The sequence below is a fragment of the Lentzea sp. NPDC058450 genome (genome assembly GCF_042721395.1).
In the GTDB taxonomy this organism is placed as follows: domain Bacteria; phylum Actinomycetota; class Actinomycetes; order Mycobacteriales; family Pseudonocardiaceae; genus Lentzea.
The window spans coordinates 46019-58844 of sequence record NZ_JBHXLO010000038.1 but is presented as its reverse complement, the minus strand read 5'-3'; the positions used below and the strand labels follow the sequence as shown (position 1 = coordinate 58844).

Annotated in this window: 16 protein-coding genes; 9 read left to right on the top strand and 7 right to left on the bottom strand. The window is 67.7% G+C overall.

Annotation, left to right across the window (positions count from 1 at the left end):
• Nucleotides 1-16: 16 nt before the first annotated feature.
• The gene (gene prmC, locus ACFWNN_RS39230) at nt 17-883 is read left to right on the top strand and encodes a peptide chain release factor N(5)-glutamine methyltransferase (protein ID WP_382445071.1); all 867 of its coding nucleotides are present in this window, start codon (nt 17-19) and stop codon (nt 881-883) included.
• On the opposite strand, the gene ACFWNN_RS39225 is transcribed toward prmC, so the two are convergent.
• From ACFWNN_RS39225 to ACFWNN_RS39200, 6 genes are all read right to left on the bottom strand, one after another.
• On the bottom strand, nt 880-1203 hold the full coding sequence (locus ACFWNN_RS39225) for a hypothetical protein (RefSeq protein ID WP_382445039.1): 324 nt from the start codon (nt 1201-1203) through the stop codon (nt 880-882). The genes prmC and ACFWNN_RS39225 overlap by 4 nt on opposite strands.
• Complete coding sequence (locus ACFWNN_RS39220; protein ID WP_382445038.1) at nt 1200-2909, bottom strand: hypothetical protein; 1710 nt, start codon at nt 2907-2909, stop codon at nt 1200-1202. The genes ACFWNN_RS39225 and ACFWNN_RS39220 overlap by 4 nt, the downstream gene beginning before the upstream one ends.
• 362 nt (nt 2910-3271) lie before the next feature.
• Nucleotides 3272-4024, bottom strand: a complete 753-nt coding sequence (locus ACFWNN_RS39215) for an ESX secretion-associated protein EspG (RefSeq protein ID WP_382445037.1) — start codon at nt 4022-4024, stop codon at nt 3272-3274.
• Entirely contained in the window at nt 4021-5268 is a 1248-nt protein-coding gene (locus tag ACFWNN_RS39210) for a hypothetical protein (protein WP_382445036.1), read from the bottom strand. The genes ACFWNN_RS39215 and ACFWNN_RS39210 overlap by 4 nt, the downstream gene beginning before the upstream one ends.
• A 22-nt stretch (nt 5269-5290) precedes the next feature.
• Nucleotides 5291-5827, bottom strand: a complete 537-nt coding sequence (locus ACFWNN_RS39205; protein WP_382445035.1) for a DUF3558 domain-containing protein — start codon at nt 5825-5827, stop codon at nt 5291-5293.
• A complete protein-coding gene (locus ACFWNN_RS39200) occupies nt 5824-6261 on the bottom strand; it encodes a hypothetical protein (RefSeq protein WP_382445034.1) in 438 nt (145 codons plus the stop codon). Before ACFWNN_RS39200 ends, ACFWNN_RS39205 begins: the two co-directional genes overlap by 4 nt.
• Before the next feature lie 229 nt (nt 6262-6490).
• Here ACFWNN_RS39200 and ACFWNN_RS39195 point away from each other — a divergent pair, with 229 nt between their 5' ends.
• Together ACFWNN_RS39195 and ACFWNN_RS39190 are read left to right on the top strand one after the other, a co-directional pair.
• Nucleotides 6491-7141: an L-threonylcarbamoyladenylate synthase gene (locus tag ACFWNN_RS39195; protein WP_382445033.1), complete on the top strand. Its 651-nt coding sequence runs from the start codon at nt 6491-6493 to the stop codon at nt 7139-7141.
• Nucleotides 7142-7222: 81 nt separating this feature from the next.
• Nucleotides 7223-8362, top strand: coding sequence for a glycosyltransferase family 4 protein (locus ACFWNN_RS39190; RefSeq protein WP_382445032.1), 1140 nt, complete (start codon nt 7223-7225; stop codon nt 8360-8362).
• A 7-nt stretch (nt 8363-8369) separates the two neighbouring features.
• Here ACFWNN_RS39190 and ACFWNN_RS39185 read toward each other — a convergent pair whose 3' ends face one another.
• A complete protein-coding gene (locus ACFWNN_RS39185) occupies nt 8370-8753 on the bottom strand; it encodes a hypothetical protein (RefSeq protein WP_382445031.1) in 384 nt (127 codons plus the stop codon).
• A 129-nt stretch (nt 8754-8882) separates the two neighbouring features.
• Between ACFWNN_RS39185 and ACFWNN_RS39180 the strand changes: the two genes are divergently transcribed.
• The 6 genes from ACFWNN_RS39180 (at nt 8883) to ACFWNN_RS39155 (ending at nt 12802) form a co-directional block, all read left to right on the top strand.
• Nucleotides 8883-9641 (top strand): BTAD domain-containing putative transcriptional regulator, encoded by a 759-nt coding sequence (locus ACFWNN_RS39180; protein WP_382445030.1) that lies wholly within the window; start codon nt 8883-8885, stop codon nt 9639-9641.
• A 49-nt stretch (nt 9642-9690) separates the two neighbouring features.
• Nucleotides 9691-10137, top strand: a complete 447-nt coding sequence (locus tag ACFWNN_RS39175; RefSeq protein WP_382445029.1) for a hypothetical protein — start codon at nt 9691-9693, stop codon at nt 10135-10137.
• A gap of 148 nt (nt 10138-10285) precedes the next feature.
• Entirely contained in the window at nt 10286-11062 is a 777-nt protein-coding gene (gene atpB, locus ACFWNN_RS39170) for a F0F1 ATP synthase subunit A (protein ID WP_382445028.1), read from the top strand.
• A 61-nt stretch (nt 11063-11123) separates the two neighbouring features.
• The gene (locus ACFWNN_RS39165) at nt 11124-11381 is read left to right on the top strand and encodes an ATP F0F1 synthase subunit C (protein ID WP_319977816.1); all 258 of its coding nucleotides are present in this window, start codon (nt 11124-11126) and stop codon (nt 11379-11381) included.
• A gap of 41 nt (nt 11382-11422) precedes the next feature.
• Nucleotides 11423-11965: a F0F1 ATP synthase subunit B gene (locus ACFWNN_RS39160; protein WP_382445070.1), complete on the top strand. Its 543-nt coding sequence runs from the start codon at nt 11423-11425 to the stop codon at nt 11963-11965.
• Between the two features lie 3 nt (nt 11966-11968).
• Nucleotides 11969-12802: a F0F1 ATP synthase subunit delta gene (locus tag ACFWNN_RS39155; RefSeq protein ID WP_382445069.1), complete on the top strand. Its 834-nt coding sequence runs from the start codon at nt 11969-11971 to the stop codon at nt 12800-12802.
• Nucleotides 12803-12826: the final 24 nt, after the last annotated feature.

Sequence of the window (12826 nt, the reverse complement as noted above, 5' to 3'; positions counted from 1 at the left end):
AGCTTTCTCCACGATGATGAACCGGCAGCCGCTCCGCCTCGCGATCTCCGAGGCGGCCAAGATCCTCGCCGAGGCGGGTGTGGACAGTCCGCGCGTCGACGCGGAGTACCTGGCCGCGCACGTGCTCGGGGTCGAGCGCGGGCGGTTGCCGCTCATCCCGCTGGTCGATCCGTCGGTGATCGACCAGCTGCACAAGCTCGTGCGGGTGCGCGCGTCGCGCATCCCGTTGCAGCACATCCTCGGCTGGGCTCCGATGGGGATGATCTCCGTCGAGGTCGGGTCGGGCGTGTTCGTGCCGCGGCCGGAGACCGAGCTGCTGATGGAGTGGGGCCTGAAAGCCCTGGTCGGCGTGACCTCCCCGGTCGTCGTGGACCTCTGCACGGGCACCGGCGCGCTGGCATTGTCGATCGCCGCCGCCCGCCCGGACGCGGTGGTGCACGCGGTGGAGATCGACCCGCAAGCGCTTGCGTGGACGCGGCGCAACGCCGACGCGCGGGTGGCCGCGGGGGACACGCCGATCCGGCTGCACTCCGGTGACGCCACCGACCCGTCGCTGCTGTCCGATCTGGACGGTCTGGTCGACCTCGTCGTCTGCAACCCGCCCTACGTGCCCGAGGGAACGTACGTGCAGCCCGAGGTGGGTGAGCACGACCCGCACCACGCCGTGTTCTCCGGGGCGGACGGGCTGGACGTGATCAGGCACGTCGTGTGGGCGGCCGCGCGGTGGCTCAAGCCCGGCGGGTTCGTCGGCATCGAGCACGACGACACGCAGGGGGAGTCCGTGCCGGCGCTGCTGAGCGCGCGCCGCTCGCTCACGGACGTGGCCGATCACCTCGACCTGGCGGGGCGGCCCCGGTTCGCGACCGCCCGCAGGGTGTCCTAGAACAACGCGTCGAAGGCCTTCGACAGGTCCCGGACCTGCTCACCCAGGCCGCGATCGGACAGCTTGTCCATCAGGTGGTCCGCGACCTCCCTGCTGGGCTTGGGTTTGCGGGCCTCCGCGCGCAGGTCGTCCACGGCCTCGATGGTGGACGTGGGCGCCTGGGCCTCGTTCAGGTCCTCGCGCAGCTCGTCGAGCAGCCGCAGCACGGCGCTCACGTCCTTGATGTGTCCGATGTGGACGTCGCCGGTTCTGGCACGTCCGCTCGTTCCGACATTGCTCCCGATCACCGGTCCGGTGATCTCGAAGTTCCGTTCGTTCATGAGGTTCCCTTGGTGACGTTCGCGCTGCCGGTGCGGGCCTTGCCGGTCGTGCCGATGTTGCTGGAGATCACCGGGCCGGTGATGTGGACGTTGTTGCTCGTCACCTGCATGGCCTGTTCCATGAACTCGGTGACGGAGATGCCTTTGCTCTCCAGGAACTCGCCCAGCGTGCGCAGCAGCCGTGACTCCAGGACCTTGACGTAGCGCTCGACGTCGGTGAGCTGGAAGTAGTTGTCGACCTGGCTCCTGCTCGCGAGCTCGCGCAGGCTGTTGCTGGCGCCGTAGCGCTGCGCGACGAACGTGCCTTCCGCCTGGTGGATCGGGTTCATCCAGCCGACGGCCGTCGCGAACCGCTTGGGCAACGACGTCGGGAACTTCAGCAGGTCGACGACCGCTTCGAGGAACGGGCGCATCGACTGCTCCGGCAGCACGTCGATCTGCCGGTGGTGGGCGTGGATGGGGTGCAGGATGCACGGCGTCCACTCGACGTAGAGCATCTCGTCGTCGAGCCCGAACGTGAGGTACGCGGAGACGACGACGTCGCGGTCCCACGTCTCCACCTGGAACGAGCGGAAGTAGCGCATCCACTCCATCGGCCTGGCGATCAGTTCGTCCACAACGGACTGGCCGACGCCCTTCTCCGGGGAGTGGTCCTTGTCCGGCAACACGATCCGCGCCTCGGCGTCGTCGATGTGGTCGATCAGCTCGACCGACGAGATGACGACGCGGTCGCCGGTCTTGAGGCCTCGTAATCGGTGTCCGGGAGACAGCGACGCCGAGCGGCCCGTCTTGACCAGTTCGCTCGTGATGCGGTCGTAGAGCTCAGGCAGGGCGAAGCCGGGCAGCGTCGTGTCCTCGCCCTTGGCGGGCTTGAGGGGCAGCGCCATGGACCACGGTTCGAACATCACGCCGGAGCCGACGAACGGCCGGTAGTCGTGGTAGACGATCACCTGAGCCTCGCCGGCGTCAGGCTCGTCGTCCTCCTCGGTGGGGTAGCGCGCGAGCGCTTCGGCGTAGCTGGAGTGCCCAAGCGACCGGATGTTCCACTCGTTTCGCCACAGCTCCTCTTCGGGTTTGCTGGTGCGGAACCCGGCGCGCCGGAAGCTCTTCGTGACCAGCAGCCACGTCACGACCCGATCCGTCAGCAGCACCGCGAAGAGCAGCACGATCGCGAAGATCGAGATCACGAGCCCGGCGTCGTCGCTCTCCTCCACGCAGTTCCTGTACCTGGGACTGCAGTAGACGTCGGCGTCTTCGATCTCGGCCATGAGCTTGTACAGCACGAAGAAGAGCGCGATCACGCTGGCGATCGAGCCGAGCACGACCGGCACGCGCGGCGTTCTTGGCCGTTGTTGCTGTCTCGGGAACGCCAGCCGCGCTCCCGTGCCGAGCGCCACGACCGAGGCGACCAGCAGCCACGCGCCGAGCAGCATCCCGCTCGCGGCGAACAGCACCACCACCGCCAGCACCAGCAGCACGCTGTCGCGCACCTTGCGCCGCGTCCGCGCCGCCACCGCCTCCCGCAACACCGCGCCCGAGTTGACGCCGGGTGAACGTGGAATCGACCGAGTGGACTCGACGAGGTACTCGCGAATGGCGGAGTCCGCGAACTCCTCGTCGCGGTGAGCGGCTCCGCAGAGGAAGCGGGTCGTGTCGTCGCGTAACTTCGGAGAATCGTTTCCCTTCGTCGTCGCAGCTGTTGGCATTGTCCTGTCCACTTTCTGTCATTGAATCGAGCACTCTGTGTTTGTGCTGGTCAGGGACATGGTGAGACAACGAACAACGGGCAAATTCAGTGTGCTGCGGAGACGATAGTCGCTTTGGATCCGAATTGGGCGCGGGTCGCCTGAAAGTAAATTGTCAATGCGCCGAAAGAGGGCAACCGACGCGCTTCTCGGACGCGCCCGATGATCGGTTGCCTGCGCAGACGTGCGTGGGTGGCCAAAACCTGGCCAATAACGCGACGTTTGTTCGCCGTGAGGCCGAACGGACGTATGTTCTCCGCGGGGAGGGCACGCGGTCACGCGCTATGAGGATCCGCCGCCTCGCGCGTGACCGCGTGTGCGCCTTACCGCTCGCTGGTCATCGCCAGCACCTGACCGAGGTGCCGCGCCAGTCCGGTGTTGTCGGCGGGCCCGATCGTGAACCAGCCGGCCCGCGCGGGCACGTTGGCGTACCGGCCCGCCTTGGTGTCGATCCACGTGACAGGCGGGAAGTCCCGCTTCGCCCGTCCTTGGTTCATCTGCACGAGGAAGTGCCCGTTGCCGATGGCGGGCCCGGTCAGCATCTGCTTGGCGAGCCGCACGTCCTCGTTCTCGGTGGACCTGACCGCCTGCCGGAACCCTTCCTGCTGCTGTTGCGGCGCTTCGAACGCCTGAGCAGGCACCGTCACCGGCTTGCCCGGCCCGGGCCGTCCCGGCGGCATGGCGTTGGCGATGCTCGTGGCGATCTCGTTGGCCTGCACCAGGTTCACCGTGACGCTCGCGTCCTCCTGCGTCACGAGCACCGCGTACCCGCCCCGCGCCACCACGGTCGCCCGCACCAGCCGTTCCTGACTCATGTCCGGAATGGCGAAGGCGATGACGCGAAGCTCGGGACGCGCCAACAGGGTCAGCGCGTCCTCCAGATCCGGCTCGGGCCTGCCCCGCCGCGCGAGGTTCCGCCGCTCGAGATCCGCGAACACCTCGGCCTTGACCCGAGCGCGCTCGTCCAGCGTCTCCCCGTGCTGCCCGATGTCGAACGGATACGGAATCCCCCCGACCCGCAACCCTTCCCAGAGAACCTCGAACGCGGGCAACGAGAGCTGGGCGATCCGCTTCATCCGCCGATCACCGGCGGCGCGACCATCCGGTCGTCGTCGAAGAACTCGTCAGTGGGCACGAGGTAGTTGGACTTGTGCTCCTTGTCCTCCTCGCCCCCCTTGCCGCCCCCAGCGCCGCCACCGGCCCCCATCCCGCCGGCACCAGCAGCACCACCTCGCCCTGCACCAGCCGCACCCGCGCCGGCTCCAGCGAGACCGGCCGCGCCGCCTGCGACACCGGCGCTACCGCCAGGAGTCGCGGGCCCGAAGCTGCCCATACCGCGCCCGCTGCCGCCCACACCCGCCATGCCGCCAGGACCCATGCCGCGCCCACCGGCACCGCCGCCACCTGGCCCACCACGTCCCATGCCGGGACCGCCACCGCCGGGCCTGCCGTTCTGGCCGCCTCCAGGCGGCCGCATGCCGGGAGGGAACGCTCCGGGCGGTCCGATCGGCGGTCCGACGGGAGGCCGGTTTCCGCCGGGCGGGTTGTTCGGGTTGCTGGGGTTGTTGAGACCCGGATCCTTGAGGCCCGGCGCGACCCACGCGGGGTTGGTCGTGTTGTTGCCGCTGCTCTGGTTCGGGATGCCCGGCATGCCCGTGCTGGACGGCGGCCGCCAGCCGTTGCTGGTGCTGCTGAGGCTGCTCGTGCTCGTCGAACTGCTGGTCTGCGTGACGCCCTGGTCCTGCGTCACCTGAGGCAGGGAGTCCATGGTGGGCATGGACATCGCGGCCGACATCATCGTGTTGTCACGCGTCTGCATGACCTGCACGGCCTCTTCTTTGGCGCCCTGCTGCTTGTTGTACGTCGAGATCATCTCGACGGGCGCGCCCACCATCATGACCGGGCTGATGAACCCGCCCTTGTTCGTGAGCCAGTCGCCGGCGATCGACAGCGGGTCGAACTTGACCGGCTCGGGCATGGCCTTGTTCGCCTGCACCGCCGCGTCCCGCTGCTGCGCGATGGCGGTGGACGTGCGCACGAACCCGTCGCCCGTGGTGTCCGCGAACGTCCCGACCTTGCCCAGCGCGGCCCGCACCCCCTCGGCGGCCCTGCCGGTCCACGCCGACTGCGAGCCGTTGACGAGGATGGTGAAGTCGGTCGCCAGCTCCTTGAACCGGCCGCCGATCTCACCCCAGGCGTCGATCACCTGGTTCGCCGCGTCGGGGCTGTACTTGTCGGTGACCAGCTTCTTCATCTCTTCGTGCGGCTGGCCTGGGTAGTTCGCGTTCGGGTGCGGAACGGCGGGCTTGACGGGCGCCATCGGATTTCCCCCTCAGGTGGCGTTACGGCAACTTCGATGCGATGAGCTCGGCGCCCTTGGTGGCGCGCTCGCAGGCCGCGGCGGTGTCCTCAGACGTGACGGTCAGATTTCCGATCACGGTCACCGACGACGACTCGCTGACCGAGATCGCGATCGTGCAGAGGTGTTTGGCGTTGTCCTGCGCTTCAACCTTCGTGGCGTCGTACTTGCCGACCTTGATCTGAGAGATCTTGTCGCCCTGCAGGTTCAGGTCCTTGACACCTGAACTCGTGCGGATGCCCGCACGGAGGCCTCCGTTGCCGCTCACGTTCCAGCCACAACCATCCGAGGTGCCGACCTGCGCGGCCTTGCCGGGATAGGTGAGGCCCAGGCTCGTGACCTCGGCTTCGGTGAGCAGGTCGCACGGCTTGACCGACTCGAGGCCTGACGCGGTGCCGGATCCGCTGGTCGGGGTTGCGCCTCCGCTCGTCGTCGTCGGGTTCGCGTTGCCCGTGGTGCCCGTACATCCCGCCGTGAGGACAGCGAGGCCGATCGTCGTGGCGATGAGGATGCGCTTCATGACTTCCCGTCGATTTTCTTCATTGAGTCGACGCCCGCCTGGTCGACGTTCTTGTACGAGGCGCGACTCTTCTCAATCTGAACCTTGAGCGCGTCGATCGCCTTGCCGAGGTCGATGAGCGTCGTCTGGGCGCCTTGGCCGAAAGTCCTGTTGTTCTGGCTGATCGCCTCGGCGTAGCCACCGCCGAGCTTGGTGTCCGCGCTGAGATCCGCACCCCTCTGCGAGACCTCGTCGATGGCGTCCTTCATCTCGTTCAGCTTCTTGATCATGGCGTCGACCAGGTTGGGGTCAACCGACAGCTGCTGGGTCTCCACCGCTGCCGCCACCGCCCTGCCGGCGTCCATAATGGCGCTCACGCCGGTGCCGAAGATGCCGTCCCACGTCCCCGCCGCGAAACCGCCTACTTTGCCGCTCGTCACCACTTCTTCAGACACAGAAGCTCGACCCTCCCCCATTGCGCTCTGTGGTCGACCCATGACCTTACAGTTGTGCGCCCGTTTGGGGGATGCGTTGAACTACTTACAACGTTCGGGCCGGAACCTTGCCTGGTCAGGCAGGCCCCAACTGCGCAAAGTGAGAATCGAGGCACAGGTCGGGCAGCGCAGGCGCGGTTAGGGCGGGCCTTGCGTCACCCGGTCGGGGTGGCTGGCTAGGCTCACCGAGGTGAGCACGGTCTACGACTGCAGCGAACCGGGCAACCGCGCGGCGGGACTCGCCGCCGCCGCTGGTGCGGTGCGGAGCGGACGCCTCGTCGTCCTGCCCACCGACACCGTCTACGGGATCGGCTGCGACGCGTTCGACGCGGAAGCCGTCCGGAGTCTTCTCGACGCCAAGGGACGCGGGCCCGACATGCCCGTGCCCGTGCTGGTCGGGTCCTGGACCACGATCGACGGGCTGGTGCTGAGCGTGCCCCGGCAGGCGCGGGCTCTCATCGAGGCGTTCTGGCCCGGTGGGTTGAGCATCGTGCTGCCGCACGCGCCGAGCCTGGCGTGGGATCTGGGGCAGACGCGCGGCACGGTCATGTTGCGCATGCCGTTGCACCCGGTGGCGTTGGAACTCCTGCGCGACGTCGGTCCGATGGCCGTGTCCAGCGCGAACCGGACCGGGCACGCGCCCGCGTCCAGTGCGCAGGAGGCACGTGACCAGCTCGGCGACGCCGTTCCCGTGTACCTCGACGGTGGCCTCAGCGGCGAGAACATCGCCTCGACCATCGTCGACCTCACCGGGCCGGACGCGCTGATCCTGCGCGAGGGCGCCGTGAGCAAGGCACAGGTCGACGAGGTGCTCGGCGTCGAGGTCGAGATCGCGCGGTAGCGGGCGGCTGCCAGAATTGATCATGGTCGCCGCGGGTACCGTGGCGGCCACCCCGAACATTCCCGATTGATTGGTAGGCCCGTGGGGCCCGCATCCTCGTTCGTCCTCCCCGTGCGCGAGTACCTGCTCGTCGCGTTGATCGCTGCCGTCGTGACGTTCCTGCTCGTGGGTCTGGTGCGCGCCCTGGCGTTCCGGCTCGGGGCGGTGGCCTACCCGCGGCAACGGGACGTGCACGTGCAGCCCATGCCGCGCATGGGTGGTGTCGCCATCTACGGCGGCGTGCTGTGCGGCATGTTCGTGGCACACCAGTTGCCGGTGCTGCGGGCGGCGTTCGACTTCTCCAACGACCCGTGGGGTGTCATCGTCGCGGGCGGCGTCATCGTGCTCGTGGGCGCGATCGACGACAGGTTCGAGCTCGACTCGCTCACCAAGCTCGCCGGCCAGGTCACGGCCGCGGGCATCCTCGTGCTGTTCGGCCTGCAGTGGATGATCGCGTGGGTGCCGTGGGACGGCGGCGCGACCATCTCGCTCGACCAGAACCAGGGCGCGCTGCTGACCGTGCTGCTCGCGGTCACCATGATCAACGCGATGAACTTCGTCGACGGCCTCGACGGGCTCGCCGCCGGCATCGGCCTCATCGCCGCCGCCGCGACGGCCGTCTTCTCGATCGGCCTGCTCGTCGAACGTCAGGGCGCCGTCGAGGCCTACCCGCCCGCGCTGATCGCCGCCGTGCTCGCGGGCGCCTGCCTCGGCTTCCTGCCGCACAACTTCAACCCGGCGCGCATCTTCATGGGCGACTCGGGCTCCATGCTCATCGGCCTCATGCTCGCCGCCGCCACCACCAGCGCGTCCGGCAAGATCAACCAGGCCACCGGCAGCGCCGCCGACCTGCTCGGTCTGCTCTCGCCGCTGATCGTGGTCGCCGCCGTGCTGTTCGTGCCGCTGCTCGACCTGCTGATGGCCATCATCCGCCGCACCAGGCGCGGCGAGAGCCCGTTCTCCCCGGACAAGATGCACCTGCACCACCGGTTGCTGGAGATCGGGCACTCGCAACGCCGTGCCGTGCTGCTCATCTACTTGTGGGCGGGCGTCCTCGCGTTCGGCGCCGTCGCGCTCACGCTGTTCGACCCGATCATCGTCGCCACGTGCTTCGTCATCGGCCTCATCGTGACGTTCGTGGTCTCGGTGATTCCCAGGCTGCGGGACGCCCGAAAGTCCTGACGAGACCTCAGACCGGGTTCTCCACGCAGGGGCGCCCGATCAGCTCGAACGTGCCGTCGTCCTTCTTCATCCAGCCCTCTGCGCAGTGCTTCTGTCCGTCGGCGTAACTGCGGTCGACGGTGTGGTAGTAGACGCTGCCCTGGCCCCACCTGCGCGTCTCCGAGGTCACGTTGTAGTCCGGGCCGAACAACCGGAAGAAGCCGTCGAACGCCAGGTACGGGCCGATCGACGTGACCTTGCCCTGCACCTGGTGCACGTGGCCACCGTTGCCCACCACCCTCACCGAGATGCTGCCGTTCACGCCGCTCTCGTCCGCATGCGCAGGCGTCGTCATGAGAAGTGCTGCCGTGGCGGCGGTCAGTGCGATCGCGGCCGTTCGAACTTTGCTCATCGGATCCCCCAAAGAGTGGTTGCCAACGGGATCGACGCTAACGATGCGTTGCGCCAATTCACCTACATGAGGTGTAGGCGAATGGAGTAGCGTCCGTCCTGGTTGGACTGCCTGGGGGGAATGACAACCATGGAGAGCTGCAGGTTCGGTCTGCTCGGAGAACTGTCGATCAACGACGGCGCCATCTCGCTCAAGGCCGCCAAGCTGCGTTGCCTGCTCGCCGCACTTCTGCTGCACGCGGGAAAGCCGGTGTCGCAGAACGACCTCGTGGACCACGTGTGGGACGAGCCGCCGGTGCGGGCCGGCTCCACACTTCAGGTCTACGTCGCACGGCTCAGGAACGCGCTTGGCGCCCATGGCCCGGCGGTCGTGCGCAGCACCACGGGCTACCGCCTCGAGGTGGACGCCGAGCAGGTGGACCTGCACAGGTTCCGCGGCCTGGTCGCGCGCCACGACACCGATGCCCGCACCGAGCTCGGCGACCTGCGCGAGGCGCTGGCGTTGTGGCGCGGCCAGGCGCTCGCCGACATGACGTCGGAGGCCATGCGGTTCGAGGCCGACCGCTTGGACGAAGAACGACTCGTCGCCGTCGAGCGCAGGATCGAGCTGGAGATCGGACTGGGCGCGCACCGCGAGCTGGTGCCCGAACTCCGGGCGTTGACGAGGCAGTACCCGCTGCGCGAACGGTTCGCGGAGTTCCTGATGCTGGCTCTGCACCGCGGCGGGCGCTCGGCGGACGCCCTGGAGATCTACCGGGTTGTTCACCGGATGTTCGCCGACGAGCTGGGAGTTCGGCCCGGGCGACGGCTGGGGGAGCTCCACGAGCAGATCTTGTGCGGCCGGGAAATGGGCGCTCCATCTTGTTTGGGGCCGCTTAACCGGCGTTAATCAGGGGCTGCCCGCAACGTCTCATATCGGAGTTCCTACACTTCGGGACATGAGCGACGCGGACAAGGCCGTCACGCACGAGCTGACCGTCCAGCGACTCGCCGGGGAAATGTTCCGCGAGGCCGCGTGGGCCGCGCTCGGCACGTTTGTCCTCGGCGTCGTCGTGTCAACTGTGATCTGGGGGACCGCTGGTCTCTTCGGGTCATTGATCGGTGGTGCGATCGCCATCGGTTCGAGTCTTCTGACGCTGTTGTTGATGCGTAAGACCGCCGCACTCGATCCCATGTTCGTGATGGTCGCCGCACTCGGCGGATTCATGGGCAAGTTGATCATCCTGCTGCTCGCGGTGATCTTGCTGCGCAACCAGCCGTGGCTCGAACCCAAGGCACTCGGAATCACCCTGGTGGCGACGGTGCTCGTGACGTCGTTCCTGGAGGCCAGAGCCTCCAAGCGGAGCCGTAGTCAGATGGTGGTCCCCGCCTCCGAAGGCGCCTAGACCTGCTGATATGGTCCGCGTGACCAGGGACACCCGATAGAAGGGGTGCCTCTGGTAGTCGCTTGCGAACCGTAAGGTACGTTAAGTCCAGATCGTGACGATTCCCCCGGCGGAGTGAACGCCGGCCGGGAGAACCGGAAGGAACACAGTGACCAAGTTGCTGGCTTCGGGGAGTGAGTTCGTCGCTCCCGGTGTGAAGGACTTCTTCCTCCCGCCGATCTTCGGCTCGGTCACGAAGCCGATGGTCCTGCTGGTGCTGTCGATCGTGATCATCGCCGTCTTCTTCATTGCGGCGACCCGCAACCTCAAGGTCGTTCCCGGCAAGTTCCAGTTCGCCGCCGAGTCGCTTTACGACTTCGGGCGCAACAACATCGCCCGGGAGCAGATCGGCGCGAAGGACTACAAGCCGTTCGTCCCGCTGATCCTCACCATCTTCTGCTTCATCCTGGTGAACAACCTGTTCGGGCTCATCCCGATCGTGCAGTTCCCGACGATGTCGCACATCGGCTTCCCGCTCGCCGTTTCGCTGCTCGTCGTTTACCCGGTGTACCACTTCGTCGGGTTCAAGCGGCACGGCTTCATGGGCTACTTGAAGCACCAGACGGTTCCGCCGGGCGCACCGTGGTTCGTGCTCCCGTTGCTGATCCCGATCGAGTTCTTCCAGAAGTTCATCCTGAACCCGCTCACGCTGGCGATCCGAGTTTTCGCTGCCATGTTCGCGGGGCACCTCCTGCTGCTGGTGTTCACCCTGGCCGGTGAGTTCTTGCTGCTGAACGGTGGACTGACCGTCATCGTGGCGCCGGTGTCCTTCGCCTTCGCCATCGCGCTGACCTTCCTGGAAGCGCTGATCATGTGCCTCCAGGCCTACATCTTCGCGCTGTTGTCTGCCAGCTACATCGGCATGGCGCTGGCAGAAGAGCACTGAGAAACACAAAGCCTCCGATCCGCCAACTCCCGGCGGACCGAAGTGAAAGGGAACAGCAACAGTGAGCGCTTCCGTCGTTCTTGCCCAGGCCGGCGACATCAACCCGGGTCTTGCTGCGATCGGCTACGGCCTCGCCGCGATCGGCCCCGGCATCGGTGTCGGTCTGATCTTCTCCTCGGTCATCAGCGGCACCGCCCGCCAGCCTGAGGCCCGCGGCGTGCTGCTCGGCCTCGCGTGGACCACCTTCGCCATCGTCGAGGTCCTCGCGCTGATCGGCTTCGTCGTGTACTTCATCGCGACCGCCGCGACTGGCGCCTGACCTAACCCTTCAACGCGTTAGGAGACGTCGTGTTCCACGCTTTGATCTTGGCCGCGGAGGACCCTGCGAAGGTCAACCCGGTCGTTCCGCACACCGCGGAGATCATCCTCGGGCTCGTCGCCTTCCTGCTCCTCCTCTTCGTCGTCAAGAAGTTCGTCTCGCCGCGCTTCGAGGCGCTGTACGAGGAGCGGACGGCCAAGATCGAAGGTGGCATCGAGAAGGCGGAGCAGGCTCAGGCCGAAGCTCAGCGCGCTCTCGAGCAGTACAAGGAGCAGCTGGCCGAGGCTCGCGCCGAGGCCGCGCGCATCCGCGACGACGCTCGGGCCGAGGGCCTGCAGATCGTCGAGGAGCTGCGTGAGCAGGCGCAGGCCGAGTCCGCGCGCATCGTCGCGCAGGGCCAGCACCAGCTGGACGCTCAGCGCGCCCAGATCGTCGCGGAGCTGCGTGCCGACCTCGGCCGCACCGCCGTCGAACTGGCGAGCAAGGTCGTGGGCGAGTCCCTCGAGGACGACTCCCGCCGCCGTGGCACCGTCGACCGCTTCCTCAACGAGCTGGACGCCGTCGCGGCGCCGGCGAGCAAGTAGAGGCTGCCGATGACGTTGCATGCCGCAAGTCGTGAAGCTCTGGCAGCCGCGGAACTGCGGCTGCTGGAGCTGGCCGACGCCACCACGTCGACGGACGACCTCGCCAAGCTCGGCGAGGAGCTCTTCGCCGTGCTCGGCCTGCTGATCGAGCAGCGGACGCTGCGCGGCGCGCTCGCCGACGCCTCGTCCGAGGCCGCCGGTCGTGAGCAGCTGGCTCGCGGCCTGTTCGCGGGCAAGGTGAGCGATGCGACCCTGCAGATCCTGGCAGCCGTCGTGACCGCGCGCTGGTCCAGCCCGCGCGAGCTCGTCGACGGTGTCGAGTCGCTCGCCCGCACCACGCTGCTGGTGCGCGCGGAGCGCGACGGTCAGCTGGACTCGACCGAGGACGAGCTGTTCCGGCTCGGCCGCATCGTTGCCGGCTCGCACGAGCTCGAACTGCTGCTGGCGGACCCCGCCGGCGACACCGCCGGCAAGGTCGCCCTGGTCGACTCCCTGATCCAGGGGAAGGTCAGCCCGGTCACCAAGACCCTGGTGGACCAGCTGGTCAGCAACCCGCGCGGAGTGCGCGTGGCGGACGGGCTCTCCGAGCTCGCCGACCTGGCGGCCAAGCGCCGTCAGCGTTCCGTCGCGCACGTGAAGTCCGCTGTGGAGCTGACGGCCGAGCAGGTCGACCGCTTGACCGCGACGCTGACCACGATCTACTCGCGCCCGATCGCGCTGCACGTGGAGGTCGACCCCTCGCTGGGCGGCGGCCTCTCGATCAAGATCGGCGACGAGATCATCGACGGAAGCATCGCCGGCCGGTTGGCGGCACTGCGCCGCAATCTCGCCAGCTAGCCCCCGAGCCCTTTCCCAAGAACG

Bases quoted from the DNA above. Each gene is read 5' to 3' on its own strand.
- prmC (WP_382445071.1), top strand. From the start codon at position 17: ATGAACCGGCAGCCGCTCCGCCTCGCGATCTCCGAGGCGGCCAAGATC.
- ACFWNN_RS39225 (WP_382445039.1), bottom strand. From the start codon at position 1,203: ATGAACGAACGGAACTTCGAGATCACCGGACCGGTGATCGGGAGCAAT.
- ACFWNN_RS39220 (WP_382445038.1), bottom strand. From the start codon at position 2,909: ATGCCAACAGCTGCGACGACGAAGGGAAACGATTCTCCGAAGTTACGC.
- ACFWNN_RS39215 (WP_382445037.1), bottom strand. From the start codon at position 4,024: ATGAAGCGGATCGCCCAGCTCTCGTTGCCCGCGTTCGAGGTTCTCTGG.
- ACFWNN_RS39210 (WP_382445036.1), bottom strand. From the start codon at position 5,268: ATGGCGCCCGTCAAGCCCGCCGTTCCGCACCCGAACGCGAACTACCCA.
- ACFWNN_RS39205 (WP_382445035.1), bottom strand. From the start codon at position 5,827: ATGAAGCGCATCCTCATCGCCACGACGATCGGCCTCGCTGTCCTCACG.
- ACFWNN_RS39185 (WP_382445031.1), bottom strand. From the start codon at position 8,753: ATGAGCAAAGTTCGAACGGCCGCGATCGCACTGACCGCCGCCACGGCA.
- ACFWNN_RS39180 (WP_382445030.1), top strand. From the start codon at position 8,883: ATGGAGAGCTGCAGGTTCGGTCTGCTCGGAGAACTGTCGATCAACGAC.
- ACFWNN_RS39175 (WP_382445029.1), top strand. From the start codon at position 9,691: ATGAGCGACGCGGACAAGGCCGTCACGCACGAGCTGACCGTCCAGCGA.